This is a genomic window from Halorubrum sodomense (assembly GCF_900111935.1).
Lineage (GTDB): Archaea > Halobacteriota > Halobacteria > Halobacteriales > Haloferacaceae > Halorubrum > Halorubrum sodomense.
Genome location: NZ_FOYN01000001.1, coordinates 708,739 through 727,424, shown reverse-complemented (window position 1 = coordinate 727,424; position 18,686 = coordinate 708,739). Strand labels below are relative to the sequence as shown.

At 68.7% G+C, this 18,686-nt stretch carries 17 protein-coding genes; 9 read left to right on the top strand and 8 right to left on the bottom strand.

The features are described 5' to 3' along the window. Positions 1 to 4 precede the first annotated feature (4 nt). The 3 genes from BM286_RS03730 to BM286_RS03720 all read left to right on the top strand — a co-directional run bounded on the left by BM286_RS03730 (position 5) and on the right by BM286_RS03720 (position 3,192). Complete coding sequence (locus BM286_RS03730; protein WP_092920234.1) at positions 5 to 784, top strand: DUF5803 family protein; 780 nt, start codon at positions 5 to 7, stop codon at positions 782 to 784. Between the two features lie 95 nt (positions 785 to 879). Beyond that, positions 880 to 1,578, top strand: coding sequence for a competence/damage-inducible protein A (locus BM286_RS03725; protein ID WP_092920233.1), 699 nt, complete (start codon positions 880 to 882; stop codon positions 1,576 to 1,578). A gap of 489 nt (positions 1,579 to 2,067) precedes the next feature. Then, the gene (locus BM286_RS03720) at positions 2,068 to 3,192 is read left to right on the top strand and encodes an ATP-NAD kinase family protein (protein ID WP_092920232.1); all 1,125 of its coding nucleotides are present in this window, start codon (positions 2,068 to 2,070) and stop codon (positions 3,190 to 3,192) included. A 148-nt stretch (positions 3,193 to 3,340) separates the two neighbouring features. On the opposite strand, the gene BM286_RS03715 is transcribed toward BM286_RS03720, so the two are convergent. Both BM286_RS03715 and BM286_RS03710 read right to left on the bottom strand, forming a co-directional pair. After that, a complete protein-coding gene (locus BM286_RS03715; protein ID WP_092920490.1) occupies positions 3,341 to 5,032 on the bottom strand; it encodes a Na+/H+ antiporter NhaC family protein in 1,692 nt (563 codons plus the stop codon). A gap of 288 nt (positions 5,033 to 5,320) precedes the next feature. Then, positions 5,321 to 5,965, bottom strand: a complete 645-nt coding sequence (locus tag BM286_RS03710; protein ID WP_092920231.1) for a LysE family translocator — start codon at positions 5,963 to 5,965, stop codon at positions 5,321 to 5,323. A 333-nt stretch (positions 5,966 to 6,298) separates the two neighbouring features. Between BM286_RS03710 and BM286_RS03705 the strand changes: the two genes are divergently transcribed. Next, positions 6,299 to 6,862: a maltose acetyltransferase domain-containing protein gene (locus tag BM286_RS03705; protein WP_092920230.1), complete on the top strand. Its 564-nt coding sequence runs from the start codon at positions 6,299 to 6,301 to the stop codon at positions 6,860 to 6,862. 6 nt (positions 6,863 to 6,868) lie between these two features. Here the strand turns inward: BM286_RS03705 and prs are convergent, their stop codons facing one another. Then, on the bottom strand, positions 6,869 to 7,729 hold the full coding sequence (prs, locus tag BM286_RS03700; RefSeq protein ID WP_092920229.1) for a ribose-phosphate diphosphokinase: 861 nt from the start codon (positions 7,727 to 7,729) through the stop codon (positions 6,869 to 6,871). A gap of 177 nt (positions 7,730 to 7,906) precedes the next feature. Between prs and BM286_RS03695 the strand changes: the two genes are divergently transcribed. The 5 genes from BM286_RS03695 to BM286_RS03675 all read left to right on the top strand — a co-directional run bounded on the left by BM286_RS03695 (position 7,907) and on the right by BM286_RS03675 (position 13,155). After that, positions 7,907 to 8,563, top strand: coding sequence for an HVO_0476 family zinc finger protein (locus BM286_RS03695; RefSeq protein WP_092920228.1), 657 nt, complete (start codon positions 7,907 to 7,909; stop codon positions 8,561 to 8,563). A gap of 680 nt (positions 8,564 to 9,243) precedes the next feature. Next, positions 9,244 to 9,447 (top strand): hypothetical protein, encoded by a 204-nt coding sequence (locus tag BM286_RS03690; RefSeq protein WP_092920227.1) that lies wholly within the window; start codon positions 9,244 to 9,246, stop codon positions 9,445 to 9,447. 91 nt (positions 9,448 to 9,538) lie between these two features. Further along, a complete protein-coding gene (locus BM286_RS03685) occupies positions 9,539 to 9,844 on the top strand; it encodes a putative quinol monooxygenase (RefSeq protein ID WP_092920226.1) in 306 nt (101 codons plus the stop codon). 75 nt (positions 9,845 to 9,919) lie between these two features. After that, positions 9,920 to 11,578, top strand: coding sequence for a gamma-glutamyltransferase family protein (locus BM286_RS03680; protein WP_092920225.1), 1,659 nt, complete (start codon positions 9,920 to 9,922; stop codon positions 11,576 to 11,578). A 206-nt stretch (positions 11,579 to 11,784) separates the two neighbouring features. After that, positions 11,785 to 13,155 carry an ABC transporter substrate-binding protein gene (locus tag BM286_RS03675; protein ID WP_092920224.1) on the top strand — a complete coding sequence of 457 codons (1,371 nt, stop codon included), beginning with the start codon at positions 11,785 to 11,787 and terminating at the stop codon, positions 13,153 to 13,155. Positions 13,156 to 13,252: 97 nt separating this feature from the next. Here the strand turns inward: BM286_RS03675 and BM286_RS03670 are convergent, their stop codons facing one another. The 5 genes from BM286_RS03670 to lipA all read right to left on the bottom strand — a co-directional run bounded on the left by BM286_RS03670 (position 13,253) and on the right by lipA (position 18,608). Further along, positions 13,253 to 14,068, bottom strand: coding sequence for an ABC transporter ATP-binding protein (locus BM286_RS03670; RefSeq protein WP_241989496.1), 816 nt, complete (start codon positions 14,066 to 14,068; stop codon positions 13,253 to 13,255). Next, positions 14,065 to 14,976 (bottom strand): ABC transporter ATP-binding protein, encoded by a 912-nt coding sequence (locus BM286_RS03665; RefSeq protein WP_092920223.1) that lies wholly within the window; start codon positions 14,974 to 14,976, stop codon positions 14,065 to 14,067. The genes BM286_RS03670 and BM286_RS03665 overlap by 4 nt, the downstream gene beginning before the upstream one ends. Continuing rightward, positions 14,969 to 16,342: a branched-chain amino acid ABC transporter permease gene (locus BM286_RS03660; RefSeq protein ID WP_092920222.1), complete on the bottom strand. Its 1,374-nt coding sequence runs from the start codon at positions 16,340 to 16,342 to the stop codon at positions 14,969 to 14,971. The genes BM286_RS03665 and BM286_RS03660 overlap by 8 nt, the downstream gene beginning before the upstream one ends. After that, positions 16,339 to 17,460: a branched-chain amino acid ABC transporter permease gene (locus tag BM286_RS03655; RefSeq protein WP_092920221.1), complete on the bottom strand. Its 1,122-nt coding sequence runs from the start codon at positions 17,458 to 17,460 to the stop codon at positions 16,339 to 16,341. Before BM286_RS03655 ends, BM286_RS03660 begins: the two co-directional genes overlap by 4 nt. 170 nt (positions 17,461 to 17,630) lie before the next feature. After that, positions 17,631 to 18,608, bottom strand: a complete 978-nt coding sequence (gene lipA / locus BM286_RS03650) for a lipoyl synthase (protein WP_092920220.1) — start codon at positions 18,606 to 18,608, stop codon at positions 17,631 to 17,633. Positions 18,609 to 18,686: the final 78 nt, after the last annotated feature.

Here is an 18,686-nt window from a genome sequence, read left to right as displayed (position 1 = left end):
AATCGTGAACCGACGCTTCGCGCTCGCGGCGGCGGCGATCGCCCTCCTCGCGGTCAGCGCCGGCTGTCTCGGCTACGCGACCGGCGGCGGCGAGGTGACGAACGAGACGCTCGACGCCGAGCCCCCTCGCGAGTACGACTTCGACACGGACCGCGACGCCGCGTTCGACCTCTCCACCGACGGGCGGTACACCGTCGTGTACGCGGTCGGTGACCGGGAGGAGATCCGGCTGTATCAGCAGACGCCGTACGCGGGCGATCAGCCGCTACAGTTCGAGGCGCTCCGGTACCGGTACCCCGACGGCGAGGTGATCAACGGAAGCGAGTTCCGCGCCCGCGGCGGCGAGGTCGAGCGGACCACCGACGAGACGTGGATCCGGTTCGCGGACGAGATGGCCGGCGGGAAAATCGCGTTCTCGGGCGCCGGATCGCCGCGCCGGTTCACCATGCGGGCGTACGTCGACGGGTCGTACGCGGTGACGCTTCCGCCCGGGTTCAGCACCGACGCGCCGATCGTCGGCCACGTCTCGCCGCGCGACCACTCGGTCGTGACGGTCGACGGCCGCGACCGGATCGTGTGGGACGAGGTGACGGGCGGATCGATCGTCGTCCAGTCGTACCGCGAGGGCGACCTGGTGGTGTTCGGCGTCATCCTCGTCGTCGCCGCGATCGCCGCGGTCGTCGGGACGCTCTACTTCCGACGCCAGCTGGAGGCGCTCCGCGAGCGCCGCCGCGACCTCGGACTCGGCGTCGACGACGACCGGGACGACGACGGCTGGCTCTAGCGGGCGCGTCCGTCCGTGACCCGCCCGGCGCCCTCCGACTCGCCGCGCCCGTCCGCGTCGCGGTCCTTTTCTACCGCGCGCCGCTTGAGACGAGTATGAACGCCGCCGTCGTCACCGTCGGGGACGAACTCCTCGTCGGGGACACCGAGAACACGAACGCCACCTGGCTCTGCGACCGGCTCGACGTCCGGGGCGTCAGGGTGCGACGGGTGACCGTCGTGCCGGACGAGGTGAGCGAGATCGCGCGCGTCGTCAACGAGTACCGCGCCGAGTACGACGCCGTGATCGTCACCGGCGGGCTCGGGCCGACCCACGACGACGTGACGATGGAGGGGGTCGCGGCCGCGTTCGGGCGCGGCCTCGTCGAGAACGAAGCGGCGGCAGCGTGGCTCGCAGAGCGCGGGTACAGCGGGGACGACCTCGCGGCGGAGACGACGCACCTCCCCGCCGACTGCCGGCCGCTCCCGAACGAGGCCGGGGTCGCGCCCGGCGCGGTCGTCGAGTCCGTCTACGTCCTGCCGGGGGTTCCGGCGGAGATGAAGGCGATGTTCGAGCTGGTCGAAGACGAGTTCGCGGGGACGCTCACCCACGTGCTCACGGTCGACGTCGACGAGCCGGAGAGCGAACTGCTCGACCGGATCGCGTCGCTGCGGGAGCGGTTCGACGTGCGCGTCGGCTCGTACCCGGGCGAGGTCGTGACCGTGAAGATAACCGCCGAAAGCGAGGCGGAGGCCGAGCGCGCGGCGGCGTGGGTCCGGGAACGCGCGGACGCGGTCGAGGACGAGTCCGCCTGAGCGGTCGGCGGGCGAGGCGGCGAGGCGGTCGGAGGAGAGGCTTCTAGCGGTACAGGTACGCGACCCACACGGCGACGAGCGCGAGGCTCGCGAGCAGGACCGCGCCCGCGGTCGCGCTGATCGGCAGCGGCTCCGTCACGGCGGCTTCGAGGATCATGTCTCGGCGTTATCTTGGGGGCGTCTTAAGCGTTGATTCTCGGACGGGGCGAGCGTCGCCGGACGGACGGACGCCGCCGCGCGGACGCGAAAACGGGACCGGACGGCGCGGGCGCGTGGCAGCTACCGAGGGAGGGATCCAGTCCCGGTGAGACGAGCGGCTCGCGTCGCCGATGGCGGGCTCGTTCCATCGGCGCTCGGAGCTACGAGCCGACGCCTGTTGGGTCCCGTGTCTCGTTGTCGGGGGATTTTATCAGCCGATCGGACGGGCGGGGGCCGCCCGCGTCGGCCGGACGCGGCTCGCTTAAGAGGCCGGCGCGGTGAACGTCGGGCATGCACGTGGGGATCGCGGTGAACCCGGTCGCCGGAATGGGCGGCCGCGTCGGGTTGAAGGGGACCGACGGGAAGGTGGCCGAGGCGGTCGAGCGCGGCGCCGAGCCGCGGGCGCCGGACCGGGCGCGGCGGACGCTCGACCGGCTGGCCGCGGTCGCCCCCGACGCGGCCGTCTCGGTGGCCGCGGACCCGATGGGGGAGTCGGTCGTCCGCGAGGCGGGCTTCGACCCGGTCCGCGTCGTCGACCCGTTCGGGGGCGAGACGCCGGAGCCGACGGGGACGACCGCGGCGCACACCGCCGCGGTCGTGCGGGCGTTCGCGGGGGTCGGCGGGGAGGACGGGGTCGAAGCGAGCGACGGCGACCCCGTCGACCTCGTCTTATTCGTCGGGGGCGACGGGACCGCCGCGGACGTCGCGGAGGCGTTGGAGGGGACCGACGTACCGATGCTCGGCGTCCCGGCCGGCGTGAAGGTGTACTCGTCGGTGTTCGCGGTGTCGCCGGAGGACGCCGCCGAGGTCGCGGCCTCGTTCTCGCGGACCGAGCGCCGCGAGGTGATGGACATCGACGAGGACGCCTACCGCGAGGGCGAGGTCAACCCCACGCTGCGCGGCGTCGCCCACGTCCCCGTCGCGGACGACCTCCAGTCGTCGAAACAGACCGCGAGCGGGACCGTCGAGTCGCTGGCGGAGGGCGTCGCGGCCGACGTCCGCGAGCGCGACGGCGAGGGCGTCACCTTCGTTCTCGGCCCGGGGTCGACGGTGGGAGCGATCAAGGACGAGCTCGGCTTCGAGCCGTCGCCGATCGGCGTCGACGTCTGGCGCGACGGCGAGGTAATCGTCCGGGACGCGACGGAGGCGGCGATCCTCGACGCGCTCGGCGAGGAGAACGTCGTCGTCGTCTCGCCCATCGGCGGGCAGGGGTTCGTCTTCGGCCGCGGCAACCCCCAGATCTCGCCGGCCGTGATCCGGCGCTGCGACCTCCGGATCGTCGCCTCGCGCGCGAAGCTCGACGACGTGCGCGCCCTCCGCGTCGACACCGACGATCCCGACCTCGACGCGGAGCTCGCGGGCTGGGTCCGCGTCCGCGTCGGGAAGTTCGAGACGCGGATGATGAAGATCGTCTGAGGCGGGGCGCGTCCCGCCTCGCCGTCACCTGCGACGACGGCCGGGGCGACCGGACCTCTGGAATACCCCTCGTCCGGCGGGCGTCTAGTCCGTCCGAGGTCACTGAGCGCTCACGCAACGCGAAGATCGACCGAGGGTCGATGTCGGTTCAGCTACCTATCACCGCGAACCCGAACACGAGGGCGAGGTATACGACGACAACGGTGACCGCCAACACCGGAACCAGCGTGAGGTGGTCGTGACTCCCGTTGTTGCCGTCGACCTCACCGCGCTCGACGGCGTCGACGTCGACCTCGCCGGACTCGATGGCGTCGGCGGAGGGCATTACCTCGGGGAGTCCCTTGCGTCTGGCGTCAAACTTGTTGAGAGCGAGCACCGCGACCACCGTCAGCACGAGCGCTAGTGGCAAGAGGACGTAGGCCGTCTGAAGACCGAGACCGTACAGCACGAGCACGAACACCGTGACCCCTGCGGCAGTTCCGGCGAACGGGATCTGGGTGTTAACGTGGTCGATGTGGTCAGAGCCCGAGAAGATCGACGACATGACTGTCGTGTCGCTAATCGGCGAACTGTGGTCCCCGTAGATGGCGCCGCCGAAGAGCACCCCGACGAGCACGGGGAGGATTGAGGGACCGACTAACTCGTACCCCAGCGGGATTGCCAGCGGAGTCAGAATAGCCATGGTCCCCCAAGAGGTACCGGTCGTGAAGGCGACGAACATCGCCGCGAGGAAGATGATCACTGGGAGGAAGCTCCCGGGGACGCCGCTGCCGACCATCACGTCGACGATGACCTGAGCGGTGCCCACCTTCTCTGCGGCTAAACCGATCGACCACGCCAACACGATAATCGCGATGGCGATGTTCATCGTCTTGAAGCCCTGAATGATGGTGTCGCTGGCCGTTTCGAGGTCCATTGTTCGGTAGCCGAGCGCGCCGACAAATCCAGACACCATGAACGCGAAGGAACCGTACAGAAGACCGAGGGCCACGTCGGTCTCTTGGAACGCCTCCGAGATGCCGACGCCGGGGTTATGGCCACCTCCGAGCCACCACATCGAGACCAAGCTGACGACGAGCAACACCATGATCGGCCCGAAGAAGTTCACCAGCGTCGGGTTCTTATCGCTGGGTTCGCCGACGTCTTGTGAAACGTCCGACAGCGGTGTCGCGTCCTCACGGATGGTCTGACCGGTGGACCGCGCTCGCCACTCGGCGTCGAGCATCGGACCGAAGAACCGCTGGGTAATCGCGATGAACCCGACCATGAAGAACGCCATGAAACAGTAGATGTTCCAAGGAATGCTCTGGAGGAACAGTCCGAAGGGAGTCATCCCGAGTTCCGAGGCGGTGACCGTGGCGGCCTCGAAGCCGACGATAATCATCGACACTTGGTACCCGATCCAAGATGACACCGGCCCGAAGGTCGCTACGGGCGAGGTCGTTGAGTCGAGCGTATACGCGTGCATCTCTCGGGAGGAGCGGTTCTCCTGAGCGAGGTCCCGCGTGGAGTTTCCCGTGACAATCGTGCTGGTGTACGAGCTAAAGAAGATGAACACGCCGATGAGCCAGGTGAGAATCTGCGACTCGCGGGCGCTGTCGACTCGGTCGCCGATCCACTGCTCTAGTGCTAGTATGCCTCCGGAGCGATGGATGAACGCCGCGCCCGCCCCCATGAACATGATCAGGATTATGAACTTCGTGTCGAATGGCGACCGGAACACCTCTACGAGCCAGTCCATGGTGAGCGCTGTCGCGGCGATGGGGTTCCAGCCCGCCACGATCATCGCACCGATCCAGACGCCGGCGAACAAGGACACGAGCACCTGCCGTGTCGTCATCGCCAGTACGATCGCAAGAAGCGGCGGCGCCAACGCCAACAGACCGTAGGTTGTGGTGGTCACACCCACGATTGAATATCGACCCATGATAAATATTCGTATATATCTACAACGGCCTCCGTGGCGTGCCGAAACGTCTCGAACCCTTCCCGGTCGACGTACGATATCAATAATATTCTCAGTCTATCGTACGATTATCATATTCACAGACGGAAGTACAGTACACACGACTGCGCCGAAATCACGGATAGTGGTCGTACGAGTACGGTTTTTGAAATTTCTCAGGGATCACGCGCCGAGCTGCTTCTCGGTTACAAGTTTTAAACCGAAGCCGATCAGTACGCTACCGCTCGCATACTGTACAAACCGAGAAATCGTCTTGGAGTTAACGATGATGTGTCGTACGCGGCTGGCGAACATTACCACGATCAAGAGGTACAGGACGCTGAGAGTAGCGTAGGTCACCCCTAGAATGGAGATTTGGAGCGAGACGTTTGCCGGCTGAGAGACGAACTGTGGGAAGAACGCGAGGACGAAGACGGCAACCTTTGGATTAGAGACATTGATCGTCACCGCTTGCCGGTATGACCGTTTAAGTGAGGTGTTTTCCGCTGAGAGGTGATTCCGGATCTCAAACGCTTCGTCGTGTCGGAACGTCTGAACACCGAGATAGACGAGATAGGCGGCGCCAACGTATTTCACGACGGTGTAGGCGAGCGCTGACGTTCGGATAATCGCAGCTAATCCGAGTACCGCTGCTGTCGTGTGAACGAGAACTCCCGTCGCCGTTCCACACGCGGCAGCCGCCCCAGCATAGCGCCCGCGACGGAGACTCTCTGTCAAGGCGTATATCGTATCGGGGCCGGGAGAAATAATGACCACGACCGCCGCCGAAACGAACGCAACGAGGGTCGGAGGATCAAAAATGGGCATAGTTGAAGAAAACAATTTCTCGGTTTTTTTATTTTTATTGGAGAATCTAACGTTATCTGAATATACGTTACTATGGATCAAAAGCATTGTACTCCACGGATACTCTCAACTACGATATATTTTCCCAAAGCTGAATAAAAAGAATGTGATCCCGCTACGCTCTCCCGGAAGCGGTCCGGTGCGTTGAATCCGAGTACCGCACGGCCATCACGACATCTGTCGACTCGACAGCCTCCCCGCGCTGAAGCGCGAGGCTTTTCGTCTCGAGTTTTTGTAACAACCTTCGGCAGCGCCGACGGACAGCCCTTTGTCGCTCGCCGCGGCCGATGATGTATGGAACGCGAGAAGGAGCGGATGCTCGCCGGCGAAGCGTACGACCCGGCGGACCCGGAGATCACCGCCGACCGACGGCGAGCCCGCGACCGCTGCCGGCGGTACAACGACACCGCGCCGACGGAGACAGACCGCCGAGAGCGACTCCTCGGAGAGCTGTTCGGCGAGGTCCGCGGCGACGCGACGGTCATGCCGCCCGTCCGGTGCGACTACGGGTACAACGTCGGCGTCGGCGACGGCTTCTTCGCGAACTACGGCTGCGTTTTCTTGGACGCCGCGCCGATCGCGTTCGGCGGGAACTGCCTGCTCGGCCCCGGCGTCCACGTCTACACCGCGACGCACCCGATCGATCCCGACGAGCGCGCGGCCGGCCGAGAGTTCGGCGAGCCGGTGACGGTCGGCGACGACGTCTGGATCGGCGGGCGGGCGGTGATCACGCCGGGCGTCGAGATCGGGGACGGGGCGGTCGTCGCGGCCGGGGCCGTCGTGGTCGACGACGTGCCGGCGCGCACGGTGGTCGGCGGCAACCCGGCCGAGGCGATCCGAGAGATCGACGGCGAGTGATCTCGGTTACGGCTCGTCGAGCGCGTCGGCCACGACGGGCGCGACGCTGACGACGCTACAGCCCCGTTCGACGGTGTCGCTGCCGACGATCCGGTCGACGCCGGCGGCGCGGAGCTTCGTCACCGCGTTGGCCGCGAGGACCGGGTGGACGCAGGCCGTCAGCACCCGCGCGGCGCCGCGGTCGGTGAGGACCCCGACCGATTCGCTCATCGTCGACCCGGTGGCGATGATGTCGTCGACGACGACCACGTCCCGGTCCGAAACGGGGGCGTCGGAGGGCGACACCGCGACGGCGCCCGTCTCGCGGTCGCGGTGCTTCTCGAAGTAGTCCGTCTCGCCGGCGCCGTACGCGTCGCGGACGGTCGCGGCCGCGTCGATCGCCCCCTCGTCGGGCGCGAGGAAGAGCGGGTCGTCGAGGTCGGCCGGGAGCGGGTCCGCGAGGACGCCCGCGGCGTCGACCGTCTCGACCGGAACGTCGAAGAAGCCGGCGACCGTCGCCTCGTGAGGGTTGACGAGGCGGACGCGGTCGGTCCCGGTCGAGATCGCCCTCGCCATCGCGCGGGCCGAGACCGGTTCGCCGTCGCCGAACGAGGCGTCCTGGCGCGCGTAGCCCATGTACGGGATCACTGTCGTCACGTCCGTCGCGCCGGCCTCGCGGACGGCGTCCTGGAGCTGGAGCAGTTCCACCCACGCCTCGTCGGAGTCGGTCGCGGCGACGATCACGGCCTCGTCGGCGTCGAAGTCGGGCACCGCGGCGAGCCCCTCCCCGTCGGGGAACCGGTCGTATGTCGGGGTCGCGAGCGCCCGGCCCGTCTCCGCGGCGAGCGCGGCCGCGAGCTGCTGCGAGCTGGACCCGGGTACGATCATGGGCGACCGTTCCGCGGACTCCGGTAAACCAGTTTCCTTACCGCGCGGCTCCGACGGGACGCTCCCCCCGCCGGAACCGCGCCGGCGGGACGCTCCGGCCGCCGAGCGCCACGCGAGCGCGACCCACACCGGCCCCACAGGGGCGGATATTTACGGGCGGGGCGGGTACGAGCCCCAATGACCGAAACCGAAGCCGGCGCGCGCGTCGGGCTCCCCTGTCCGTCGTGTTCGCCCGCCGAGCCGACCGTCCACGAGGTCCTCAGTCCGGGCGGGCAGGCCACCGTGCGCTGTACCGAGTGCGACCACACCCACAAGACCGAGATCCCCGAGGAGGAGACGGTCTCCGTGTCGATCGTCGTCTCACAGGACGGCGACTCGTTCACGACGACGATGGACGTGCCCGCCGAGGGCGACGTGGCCGCCGGCGAGGAGTTCGTCGTCGACACCGACGAGGCGCTGATGCAGGTGCGGATCACGGGGATCGAACTCGGCCCCGAAGAGCGCGTCGAGGAGGCGGACATCACCGACGTGGAGACGCTGTGGACCCGCGCGGTCGACAACGTCGCGGTCCCCGTCACGCTCCATCCGAAGGACGGCGACGCGGACCAGACGCGCTCGCTGCGGGTGAACGTCCCCGGGGACTACGAGTTCACCGTCGACGAGACGGTGGAGTTCGGTGAGGAGGAGTTCACCGTCGAGGGGCTTCAGATCCGCGAGGACGCGCCGGAGTACCGCCACGAGAAGCTCGATCACCCCGGCGACCTCGCCTACGCGAAGGACCTCAAACGCGTGTACGCCCGCGACGAGACGCTCACCGCGTGGTCGGCCTGGTAGGACCGACCGGCCCGCGCCGCCCCCGCCGCACGATCCGCCGCGGCGGCGAGGCTCGTACTAACATAAACAATTATGAAGGATACGCCCCTTTCCCGAGTCGTGCCGCCCGTAGTACACGACTGACGCACGCTCGACGGCGGGGACGGCGACCGGTCCCGCCGGTCCGAGCACGCGCGAGGCGACCGAGACCGAACCGACGACCGACCGATCGGGTCCATCGACGAACCCGGCTGACGGCGGTGCGACCGACGCCGAGGACGGGACCGACGGCCTGCCGACCGCCGCCGAGGCGGTCGCGCAGGCGGCGGGGACGTTCGACCCGTCCGACACCCGGCGGATCGCGAACGGCACCGACCGCTGGAACGAGTACGCCGGCTCGTCGCACTGACGCCGCGGCCGGATCCTTTTATTCGGCGGCGCGACTACCGGCGAGCGGCCGATGACGAACCACCGCTCCGAGCCGGACTCGGCACCCGGCGACGACGAGCCCTATGAGTACCGAGGCCGGCTTTTCACCGCCGAGCGCCGCGGTCGGGCCGTCACGGCACGAACGAGGCGATAGCGAGGAACACGAAGACGACGAGCCACTTGGCGACGGTCACGCTCAGCCCGCCGACCCCGCGGGCCCCGGCGATCGCCACGGACCAACCGTTTTCACGCCGCCGGGCGACGCCACAGACATGGACCACCGCTGTCCCGACTGCGGCGTCACGATGGAGGAAGTGGAGTTCAGCATGGGTGACGCGTGGAACGCCCACGTCAGGACCGGCGAGAAGCGGTCCGGGCTGCTCGGCAAGCTGGGAATGAACGAGCGTAAGGAGCTGACGACGGTGATGTGCCCCGAGTGCGGGTTAGTGCGGCACTACGCCGAGTTCGAGGACTGAGGCGGGCCGCCGCTCGTGGCGGTCGATTCGGATTGACCGGATCCCCGGTGTCACGGGGGTTAAACCGTTCGCAGCCCTCCGATCTAACGGAATGTCCGACTCCGAGTACGCGCTTCAGGCACGGCTCGAAGCCAAGCCCGAGAAGGCGGACGAAGTGGCCGAGTTCCTCGAGTCCGCGCTCCCCGCGGCCGAGGCCGAGGAGCAGACGACGACGTGGTTCGCGCTGCGGCTCGACGAGACCACGTTCGGCATCTTCGACACGTTCCCCGACGAGGAAGGCCGACAGGCGCACCTCGACGGCGAGATCGCCGCGGAGCTGTTCGAGCGGGCCGACGAGCTGTTCGTCGAGGACCAGCAGGTCGACGAGATCGAGGTCCTCGCCGCGAAACACTCCTGAGCCGCCCGATCCGGACGGTAGACACCGGATAGATCCGGTCGGTGGTTTATTCTCCCGCGCGCCGGACGGGTTCGTATGGAGCCAGACTTAGACCGATTCACGTCGCGCCGGTCCACCGTGTACGGTCAACGCGGGGTGGTGGCGACCAGTCAGCCGCTCGCGAGCGAGGCGGGGATCGAGGTCCTCCGCGAGGGCGGTAACGCGTTCGACGCCGCGGTCGCGACCGCGGCCGCGCTCAACGTCGTCGAGCCGACCTCGACGGGCCTCGGCGGCGACGTGTTCGCGCTGTACCGGACCGCCGACGGCGAGGTCGGCGCGATGCGATCGTGCGGCGGGGCGCCCGCGGAGGCAACGATCGAGAACGTCAAGGCGGCGCTCGCGGAGGACGACGACGCGGACTCCTACTACCCGGACGACGGCGGTTACGCGGTCGACGACGCCGGCGAGGCCGGGATGCCCTTTTACGGCCCGCACGCGGTCACGGTCCCGGGGACGGCCCGCGGCTGGGAGGCGACCGTCGAGGAGCTGGGCCGGCTCAGTCTCGCCGACGCGCTCGATCCGGCCATCCGCTACGCGACCGAGGGGTACCCGGTGTCCGAGGTGATCGCCTCCTACTGGGCGAGCGCCGACGCGCTGTTCACCGAGGACCACGCCCGCGAGGCGTTCCTGTTCGACGACGAACCGCCGGCCGTCGGGCAGACGGTGACGATGCCGCGGCTCGGCGAGTCCATGCGGAAGATCGCCGAAGAGGGCGCGGACGTCGTCTACGAGGGCGAGATCGGCGAGGCCATCGCCGACGAGGTCCGGTCGCGGGGCGGGTTCATGACCGTCGACGACCTCGCCGGCTTCGAGGTCGAATGGCCCGATCCGGTGTCGACGACCTACAACGGTGCCGAGGTGTACGAGCTCCCGCCGAACAACCAGGGGCTGATCGCCCTGGAGGCGCTCAACGTCGCCGCGGAGCTCGGGGCGGGCGAGTACGACTACGACTCGCCGGAGCGCGTCCACTACTTCGCGGAGGCCATGAAGCGGGCGTTCCACGACGGCCACCGCTACATCACCGACCCCGACTACGAGGAGGTCCCGCCGCTCGCGTCGGGCGAGTGGGCGAGCGAGCGCGCCGCGGGCGTCGGAGCGACCGCCTCCCACGACGTCTCCTTCGGCGTCCCGAACGCGAACGCCGAGGACGCCGACACCGTCCTCCTCACCGTCGCCGACGACGCCGGCAACGTCGTCTCGTACATCAACTCGCGGTTCGCCGGCTTCGGCTCCGGGCTCGTTGCCGGCGACACGGGCATCGCGCTCCAGAACCGCGGCGCGTCGTTCTCGCTCGACCCGGACCACCCGAACGCGCTGGAACCGGGCAAGCGCCCGTTCCACACGCTCATCCCGGGCGTCGTCCGGTTCGACGAGGACGACTGGGCGGCGTTCGGCGTGATGGGCGGATACATGCAGCCACAGGGTCACGTCCAGGTGATCTCGAACCTCGTCGACTACGACATGCCGCTCCAGCGCGCGCTCGACGAACCGCGCTGGCGCTACCGCGAGAGCGGCGAGCTGGCGCTCGAACCCCACTTCGACGACGACGCCGCGGCCAAGCTCGTTCGTAAGAATCACGACGTGCGGACGCTCTCGCCCGTCATGTTCGGCGGCGCGCAGATCGTCCGGAACGAAGACGGGGTCCTGTCGGCCGCCACGGAACCCCGGAAGGACGGGAACGCGCAGGGGTACTGAGGCGAGGCGCCCGCGTTCGCGGCGCCGGCCGAGTTGCTATCGGCGCGAGAAAATGAGGCCGGTTCGGGCTCGGGAGCCGATCGACGAACCGTCGGTAGAGCGCATCGATACGCGACGGGAGCCGTCCGATCCGGTCGAATTCGACCGGTGTCGTATTTGTGGTCGTGGATACGCTTATAACGGCTCGTATGGTATACGATCACAGGATGAAGCGAAGAATCCAGCGACGCGACGTACTCAGGGGTGCCGGCGCGGTCGGTATCGCGGGGCTCGCCGGCTGTTCGACGGAGAGCGGTGACGGCGGCAACGGAACCGGTGGTGGCAACGGATCCGGCGGCGGCAACGGATCCGACGGCGGCGGGGGCGACGCCAGCAGCATCCCCGACGCCGTGATGGTCGTCGGGTTCCCGCAGTCCGGCATTCAGCTGTTCCGCGACTTCTACTCGGAGTTCGCCGACAGCGCGCCCGATCTGGACATCATCGTCCCCGACGGCCTGATCGACAGGGACCTCCCGAGCGAGGTCGACAACGACATGAACAACGTGATCGGCACCGCGCCCTCCGCGGGCGGTCCGGGCGCGGAGTTCTTCACGTCGTCGTACGAGGAGGCGTACGGCGAGGCGCCGGGCGTGTTCACCGCGCAGGCGTACGACGCGATGGCGGTCCAGATCCTCGCGGCCACCGCCGCGGGCGAGAACGACGGCGAGGCGATCCGCGACCGGGTTCGGACCGTCGCCAACCCCGGCGGCGAGGAGTTCGGACCCGCGGACCTCCCGGACGCGGTCGAGACCGTTGCGGGCGGCGACCCCGTCCAGTACGTCGGCGCGTCCTCGAGGGTCAACTTCGACATCAACGGCGACATCGCGACGGCCGCCTACGACATCATCGACTTCCAGGACGGCGAACTGGAGACCATCGACACCGTCGAGTTCGGGAACGACCTCACCGAGGAGGACCTGAACGCGACGGCCGAACCCCCCGTCGGCGTCGACTCGTTCACCGCTCGGGTCGGCGTGTTGATGCCGGAGACGGGTGACCTCGGTCCGCTCGGCGTCCCGATCCGCGACGGCGCGCTGCTCGCGGCGACGCAGGTCAACGACGCCGGTATCAACGTCGACGTCGAGACCCGCGTGGAGGACACCCAGACCAACCCCCAGGCCGGTATCTCGGGCGCGAACGCCATCGTCAACGCCGGCTACGGCGCCGTCGTCGGTCCGGCGTCCTCGAACGTCAACCTCCAGGTCGCAGACCAGGTGTTCATCCCGAACGGCGTCGTGGGCATCTCGCCGTCGTCGACCGACCCGAACGTGACGGACTTAGAGGACAACGGCTACATCTTCCGGACGGCGCCCTCCGACCTGCTCCAGGGGCCCGCGATGGCGGACCTCGCCGTCGGCGACAACGTCGGCGCTGAGAGCTCCGGCACGCTGTACCTCAACGACGCCTACGGACAGTCGTTAGAGGAGGCGTACGTGAACGCCTTCCGGGAGCGCGACGGGACGATCACGCAGCGCGTCTCCTTCGAGCCGAACCAGCCGACGTACACCAGCCAGTGGTCGAGCGTGCTGAACCAGTAGGGAGTTTCGAGTCCTTCTCCGTTTTTTCGACGCGCGTGAGCCGTGGCGCCGGTCGGCGGCGTGACTCGTAAACGACCGACCCCAAACCGTAGTCCGATTATCCGCCCAGGAAGTCGCGCCGCACGTCCTCGTCGGCGAGCAGCACGTCGCCGCGGTCGGTGTAGCGGTTCTCGCCGTTCACCAGCACGTAGCCGCGGTCGCAGCGGCGCAGCGCCTCCTTCGCGTTCTGCTCGACCATCAGCACCGCGGTCCCCGAGTCGTTGATCCGGTCGATGCGGTCGAACATGTCGGAGACGAGGTCGGGGGCGAGCCCGGCCGAGGGCTCGTCGAGCAGCAGGAGGTCCGGATCGAGCATGAGCGCCCGCCCCATCGCGACCATCTGCCGCTGCCCGCCGGAGAGCGTCCCGGCCTTCTGGTCGCTGCGCTCCCGGAGGATCGGGAACCGGTCGTATATCGTCTCGATCTGGTCTTCCGGCACCTCGTCGAGGATGTACGCGCCCATCTCGAGGTTCTCGCGGACGCTGAGCCCGGGGAACACGTTGTCGTTCTGGGGGACGAACCCGATCCCCTCGCGGATGATCTGCTCCGGCGCGAGCCCGTGGATCGGCTCTCCCTCGAACTCGACGGTGCCGGCCATGTGCGTCGTGAGCCCGAAGACGGTCTTCATCACCGTCGACTTCCCGGCCCCGTTGGGCCCGACGATGGTGACGAACTCCTCGTCCGCGACGTCTAAGACCACGTCCGAGAGGATCTGGAGGTCGCCGTAGCCGGCGTCGAGGTCGCGGATCCGCAGGATCGCGTCGCCGTCGATCGCGTGGGCGGTTCCGGCGTCCGCGTCGGCCTCGACCGCCTCCCGGTCGACTTCGACCGCGTCGTTCGCGTCGACCGCGTCGTTCGTCTCGTCGGCGCTCATAGGTCCTCACCCAGGTACGCCTCGATGACCCGCTCGTCGTTCCGTATCTCGTCGCCGGTCCCCTCGGCGAGCACGCTGCCCTGGTACATGACGATGACGCGTTCGCAGTTGCTCATGATGACGTCCATGTCGTGTTCGACGAGCAGGAAGGTGTAACCGTCAGCCCGCAGGTCGTGGATCCGGTCCAAGAGCTTCTCCTGAAGGGTCGGGTTGACCCCGGCGAGCGGCTCGTCGAGCAGCACCATCTCGGGGTCGGTCATCAGCGCGCGGGCCATCTCCAGCAGCTTCCGCTGGCCGCCGGAGAGGTTCCCCGCGGGTTCGTGCGCGAGGTGGTCGATCTCGAAGAACTCCAGCGTCTCCCAGGCCCGCTCGCGGAGCTCGGTCTCCTCCGCGACGACCGCGCCGCGGAGCCCGGGCGTCACCGCCCGGATCGCGGACTCGCCGAGCTGGCCCTGCGGCGCGAGCATGAGGTTCTCCAAGACGGTCATCTCGGAGAGCTCCCGGGCGATCTGGAACGTCCGCACCAGCCCCTTCCGGGCGATCTCGTGGGGCCTGAGCCCGGTGACGTCCTCGCCCTCGAAGTACACCCGCCCGGCGGTCGGCTCGTGGACGCCGGTGATACAGTTGAACGTCGTCGACTTCCCGGCGCCGTTCGGGCCGATGAGTCCCGTCAGCGACCCGGACTCCACCTCGAAGGAGGCGCCGTCGACGGCGGTGACGCCGCCGAACCGCTTGACCAGCCCCTCCACGCGGAGCGGGGGCGCCCCGGAGGGGACGTGTTTCGCCGCCTCCTCGACCGCGCTGTCGTTCGCCTCGGGTTCGTCGACCGTCGCGTCCGTCGCGTCGACCGTGTCGGCGACGTCCTCCGCGTCGGCCACGTCGCCAGCCTCCGGAACGTCGCTACTCATCGGTCTCACCTCCGGCGGGCCGCTCCGAGAGGTCGACGGCCGCGGCCGTCTCGATCCGGTCGCCGAGGATCCCCTCGGGCCGCCGGTGAATGATGAACACGAGGACGAGCCCGAGGAAGACGAACTGGAGCGGCGCGATGTTCTCGGTCGCGTACGCGAGGAACGTCACCGGGTCCAGCGTGGCGACCGCGTCTGCGAACGACGGCGGCGTCTCCGCGTCGATGAGCCCCCGGACCGTCCCGCCGACGCGCCGCGGCCCCTCGAACAGCACCGCGGCGAAGACGATGCCGCCGAGGACCGAGCCGGTGTTCGACCCGGATCCGCCGATGATCACCGCGATGAACACGTAGAACGTCAAGAGCGGGCGGAACTGCGGGGTCGGGGAGACGTTCCCCTGGCTGCCGAACCAGAGGATGCCCGCGAGCCCCATCAGCGCGCAGCCGATGACGAACACCTTGATCTTCACGAGGTTCACGTCCTTACCGAGCGAGTCGGCGACGAGTTCGTCCTCCCGGATCGCCTTCATCGTCCGGCCGAACGGCGAGCGGCCGAGGCGCTCCAAGACGAGGTAGAAGCCGACGAGGAAGACGGCGAGGACGGCGATGTACCCCCACCCGATGAGGATCGGCTGCGAGATGCCGAGCCCGTCGGGGCCGAAGACGCCGAAGACGAGGTCGCCGAGCGCGGTCGGATCCCCCGCCTGTCCGTCGACTAAGAACAGGTCGCGGACCGGGTTGTCCGGCATTCCCATCCCGCGACCGCCGCCCGTTCCGGCCCCGATCGTGTCGCGCAGGAAGCTGTCGAAGGCGCTCGACTGGAGCGACAGCCGGACGATCTCCGAGAGACCGAGGGTCACGATCGCGAGGTAGTCGGCCTTGAGCCGGAGGGCCGGCAGGGCGGCGACGGCGCCGAGCAGCGCCGCCATCCCCGTGCCGGCGACGATCCCGACCGGGAGCGGCAGCCCGAGTCCGGGGGGGCCGAACGCGGGGTCGGGCGACCGGACGACCATCCCCATCGTGTACACGCCGACGGCCATGAAGCCGGCGACGCCGATGTTGAAGAGGCCGGTGTACCCCCACTGGAGGTTCAAGGCGAGCGCGGTGAGTGCGTAGACGATTCCCAGGAACGTCAGCGTCTCCATGAGCCCGACGACGCTGTTGAGCCCGTTGGTGAACGTCAGCAGCGTCGCGGCCGCGTAGATCGCGAGCAGCGTCCCGATCACGAGTCCGAGGTCGCTCTCTCGGGCGGCCTCGACCACCGCCGCCGTCGCGCTCTCCGGCGCGTCGGCGTCGCCCTCGGGACCGCCCGGCGCGTCGGCAGCGTCGCCGCCGGACGCGTCGCCGTCGGGGGAGTCGGCGGCGCTCATGTGGTCGTCACCCCGCCGAACAGCCCTTCGGGACGCAACAGCAGCATGAGGATCATCACGCCGAACGCCGCGGCCTGGTTGAAGTCCGAGGGGATCCAGATCGTCGACGTGGTGAACACGACGCCGATGACGAGACCGCCCGCGATGGCGCCGTAGACGGAACCGATCCCGCCGAGGATCACGGCCGCGAAGATGAGCAGCAGGAGGAGCCAGCCGAAGTCGAACTGGATCGTCCCGCGGAGCAGCACGTAGAGGTAGCCGGACGCGCCCGCGAGCCCGCCGCCGATGATCCACGTGGCGGTGACGACGCGCTCGGCCGGGATCCCCGTGATGAGCGCGAGGTCCTTGTTGTCGGCCATCGCTCGCATCGCCGTGCCGAGTTTCGTGTGCTGAAGCATGGCGTGCATCGCGAGCATCAGCCCCACCGCGGCCACGAGGATGGTGAGTTCGTGGGCGTCCACCGAGACCCCGATCGGGTCGAACGCCAGGTTCGACGCCTCGACGCTGGCGGTCACGCCGCGCCGGTCGGAGCCGTAGACGAACTGGAGCAGGTAGCGGACGATGAGCGCCGCGCCGATGGAGGCGATCAGCAGCGAGATTCCGTCGCGGTCCCGCATCGGCTTGTAGAACGCCCGGTCGAGCGCCACCGCGAGCAGCGCGGTGACGACGAACGCCGCGAGCAGCCCCACGAGGATCGCCACGGGCGTCGTGAGGACGTGCGCGCCGATGTCGCCCGGCGAGGCGTTCCCGGCGTCGCGGACGGTCAGCAGCGCCCGGACCGGTATCTCGCCGAACCCGGCGATGAGGAAGGCGATCCCCCAGCCGGAGAACGCCCCGACGCTGACGAGGTCCCCGTGCGAGAAGTTCGCGAACGAGAGGATGCTGTACGTCATCGAGAGCCCGATGCCCGCGAGTCCGATCACCAGTCCGATTACGATTCCGCTCCAGAGGTTCGAGCCGAGCCGATCGACCGAGAGCGACCCCCCGACCGGGCCGAGGCCCACCCCCGCGAGCTTCGCCGCGAGGTCGACGAGCAGCAGGCCGCCGAGAAGGGCGACGAAGAGAAGCCCCGGCCTGGCCCGCGCCGAGTCGACGATCGACGAGTCAGTCGTTCCCATGTGTACGTCTCACTAACACAGGCTGGGTCACCGAGAGGTAAATAATTCGCTGTTTGAACAAAAGTCGATACCTCGAAAGCGCCTGACAGCTGTCGAGGGAGACGCGTTCCGAAATCCGCCCCCAGACGCGTTCCGAAATCCGCCCCCAGACGCGTTCCGAAATCCGCGTCTCAGTCGCCGCCCGCGGCCCGGGCGTGTCGCCGGGCGTCCTCGGGCGTCCGGCCCTCGCGCAACAGCGCCTCGACGAACAGCTCGCCCGCCTTGTACGACGAGCGGACCATGGCGCCCGACGCGCAGTAGAGGAAGTCGAACTCCGCCTCGGCGACCCGGCGCCACGTCTCGAACACGTCGGGGTGGACGTACTCGAACACGTCGAGGTGCGAGCGCGACGGCCGGAGGTACTGGCCGAAGGTGACCACGTCGACGCCGACCTCGCGGAGGTCGCCGAGCGTCCGGTACACCTCGTGGTCGTACTCGCCGACGCCGAGCATCAGGCTCGTCTTCGTGTGGATGTCGGACTCGCGGTCGACCTGATCGAGCACCGCGAGCGACTGCTCGTAGTTCGCGCGGCGGTCCCGGACCGGCCACTGGAGCCGTTCGACCGTCTCGACGTTGTGCGCGATCACGTCGGGTTCCGCGTCGATAATCCGGTCGATCGCCGCCGGGTCCCCCTGGAAGTCCGGGATGAGCGTCTCGACGAGAATCTCCGGGTCGCGGCGCTTGATCTCGCGGATCGTCTCGGCGAAGTGCGCCGACCCCCCGTCCGCGAGGTCGTCGCGGTCGACGGAGGTCAAGACGACGTAGTCTAAGCCGATCTCCGCGACCGCGTCCGCGACGTTCGCGGGCTCGTCGGTGTCGAGCGCCTCCATCCCGCCCGTCTCGACGTCGCAGAAGTTACAGCCGCGCGAGCAGCGGTCGCCCATGAGCATGAACGTCGCCGTGCCGCCGCCCTCGGCGGCGTCCGCCGCCTCGCCGTCCGGGGGCGCGCTCGCGCCCCCTGACCAGCACTCGCCCATGTTCGGGCAGTTCGCCTCCTCGCAGACCGTGTGGAGGTCGTGGTCGCGGAGGGTAGACTTGATCTCGGTGAACCGACTCCCGGACGGCGGGCGCGACTTCAGCCAGTCCGGCTTCCGGCGGCCGCGTTGCATGGTCGACCCTTGGCGTCCGAGCGCAAAAGGGTGCGGGTCGCCCCCGGCTCGGGCCGGGGCGGTGCGGCGGGCCCCCCG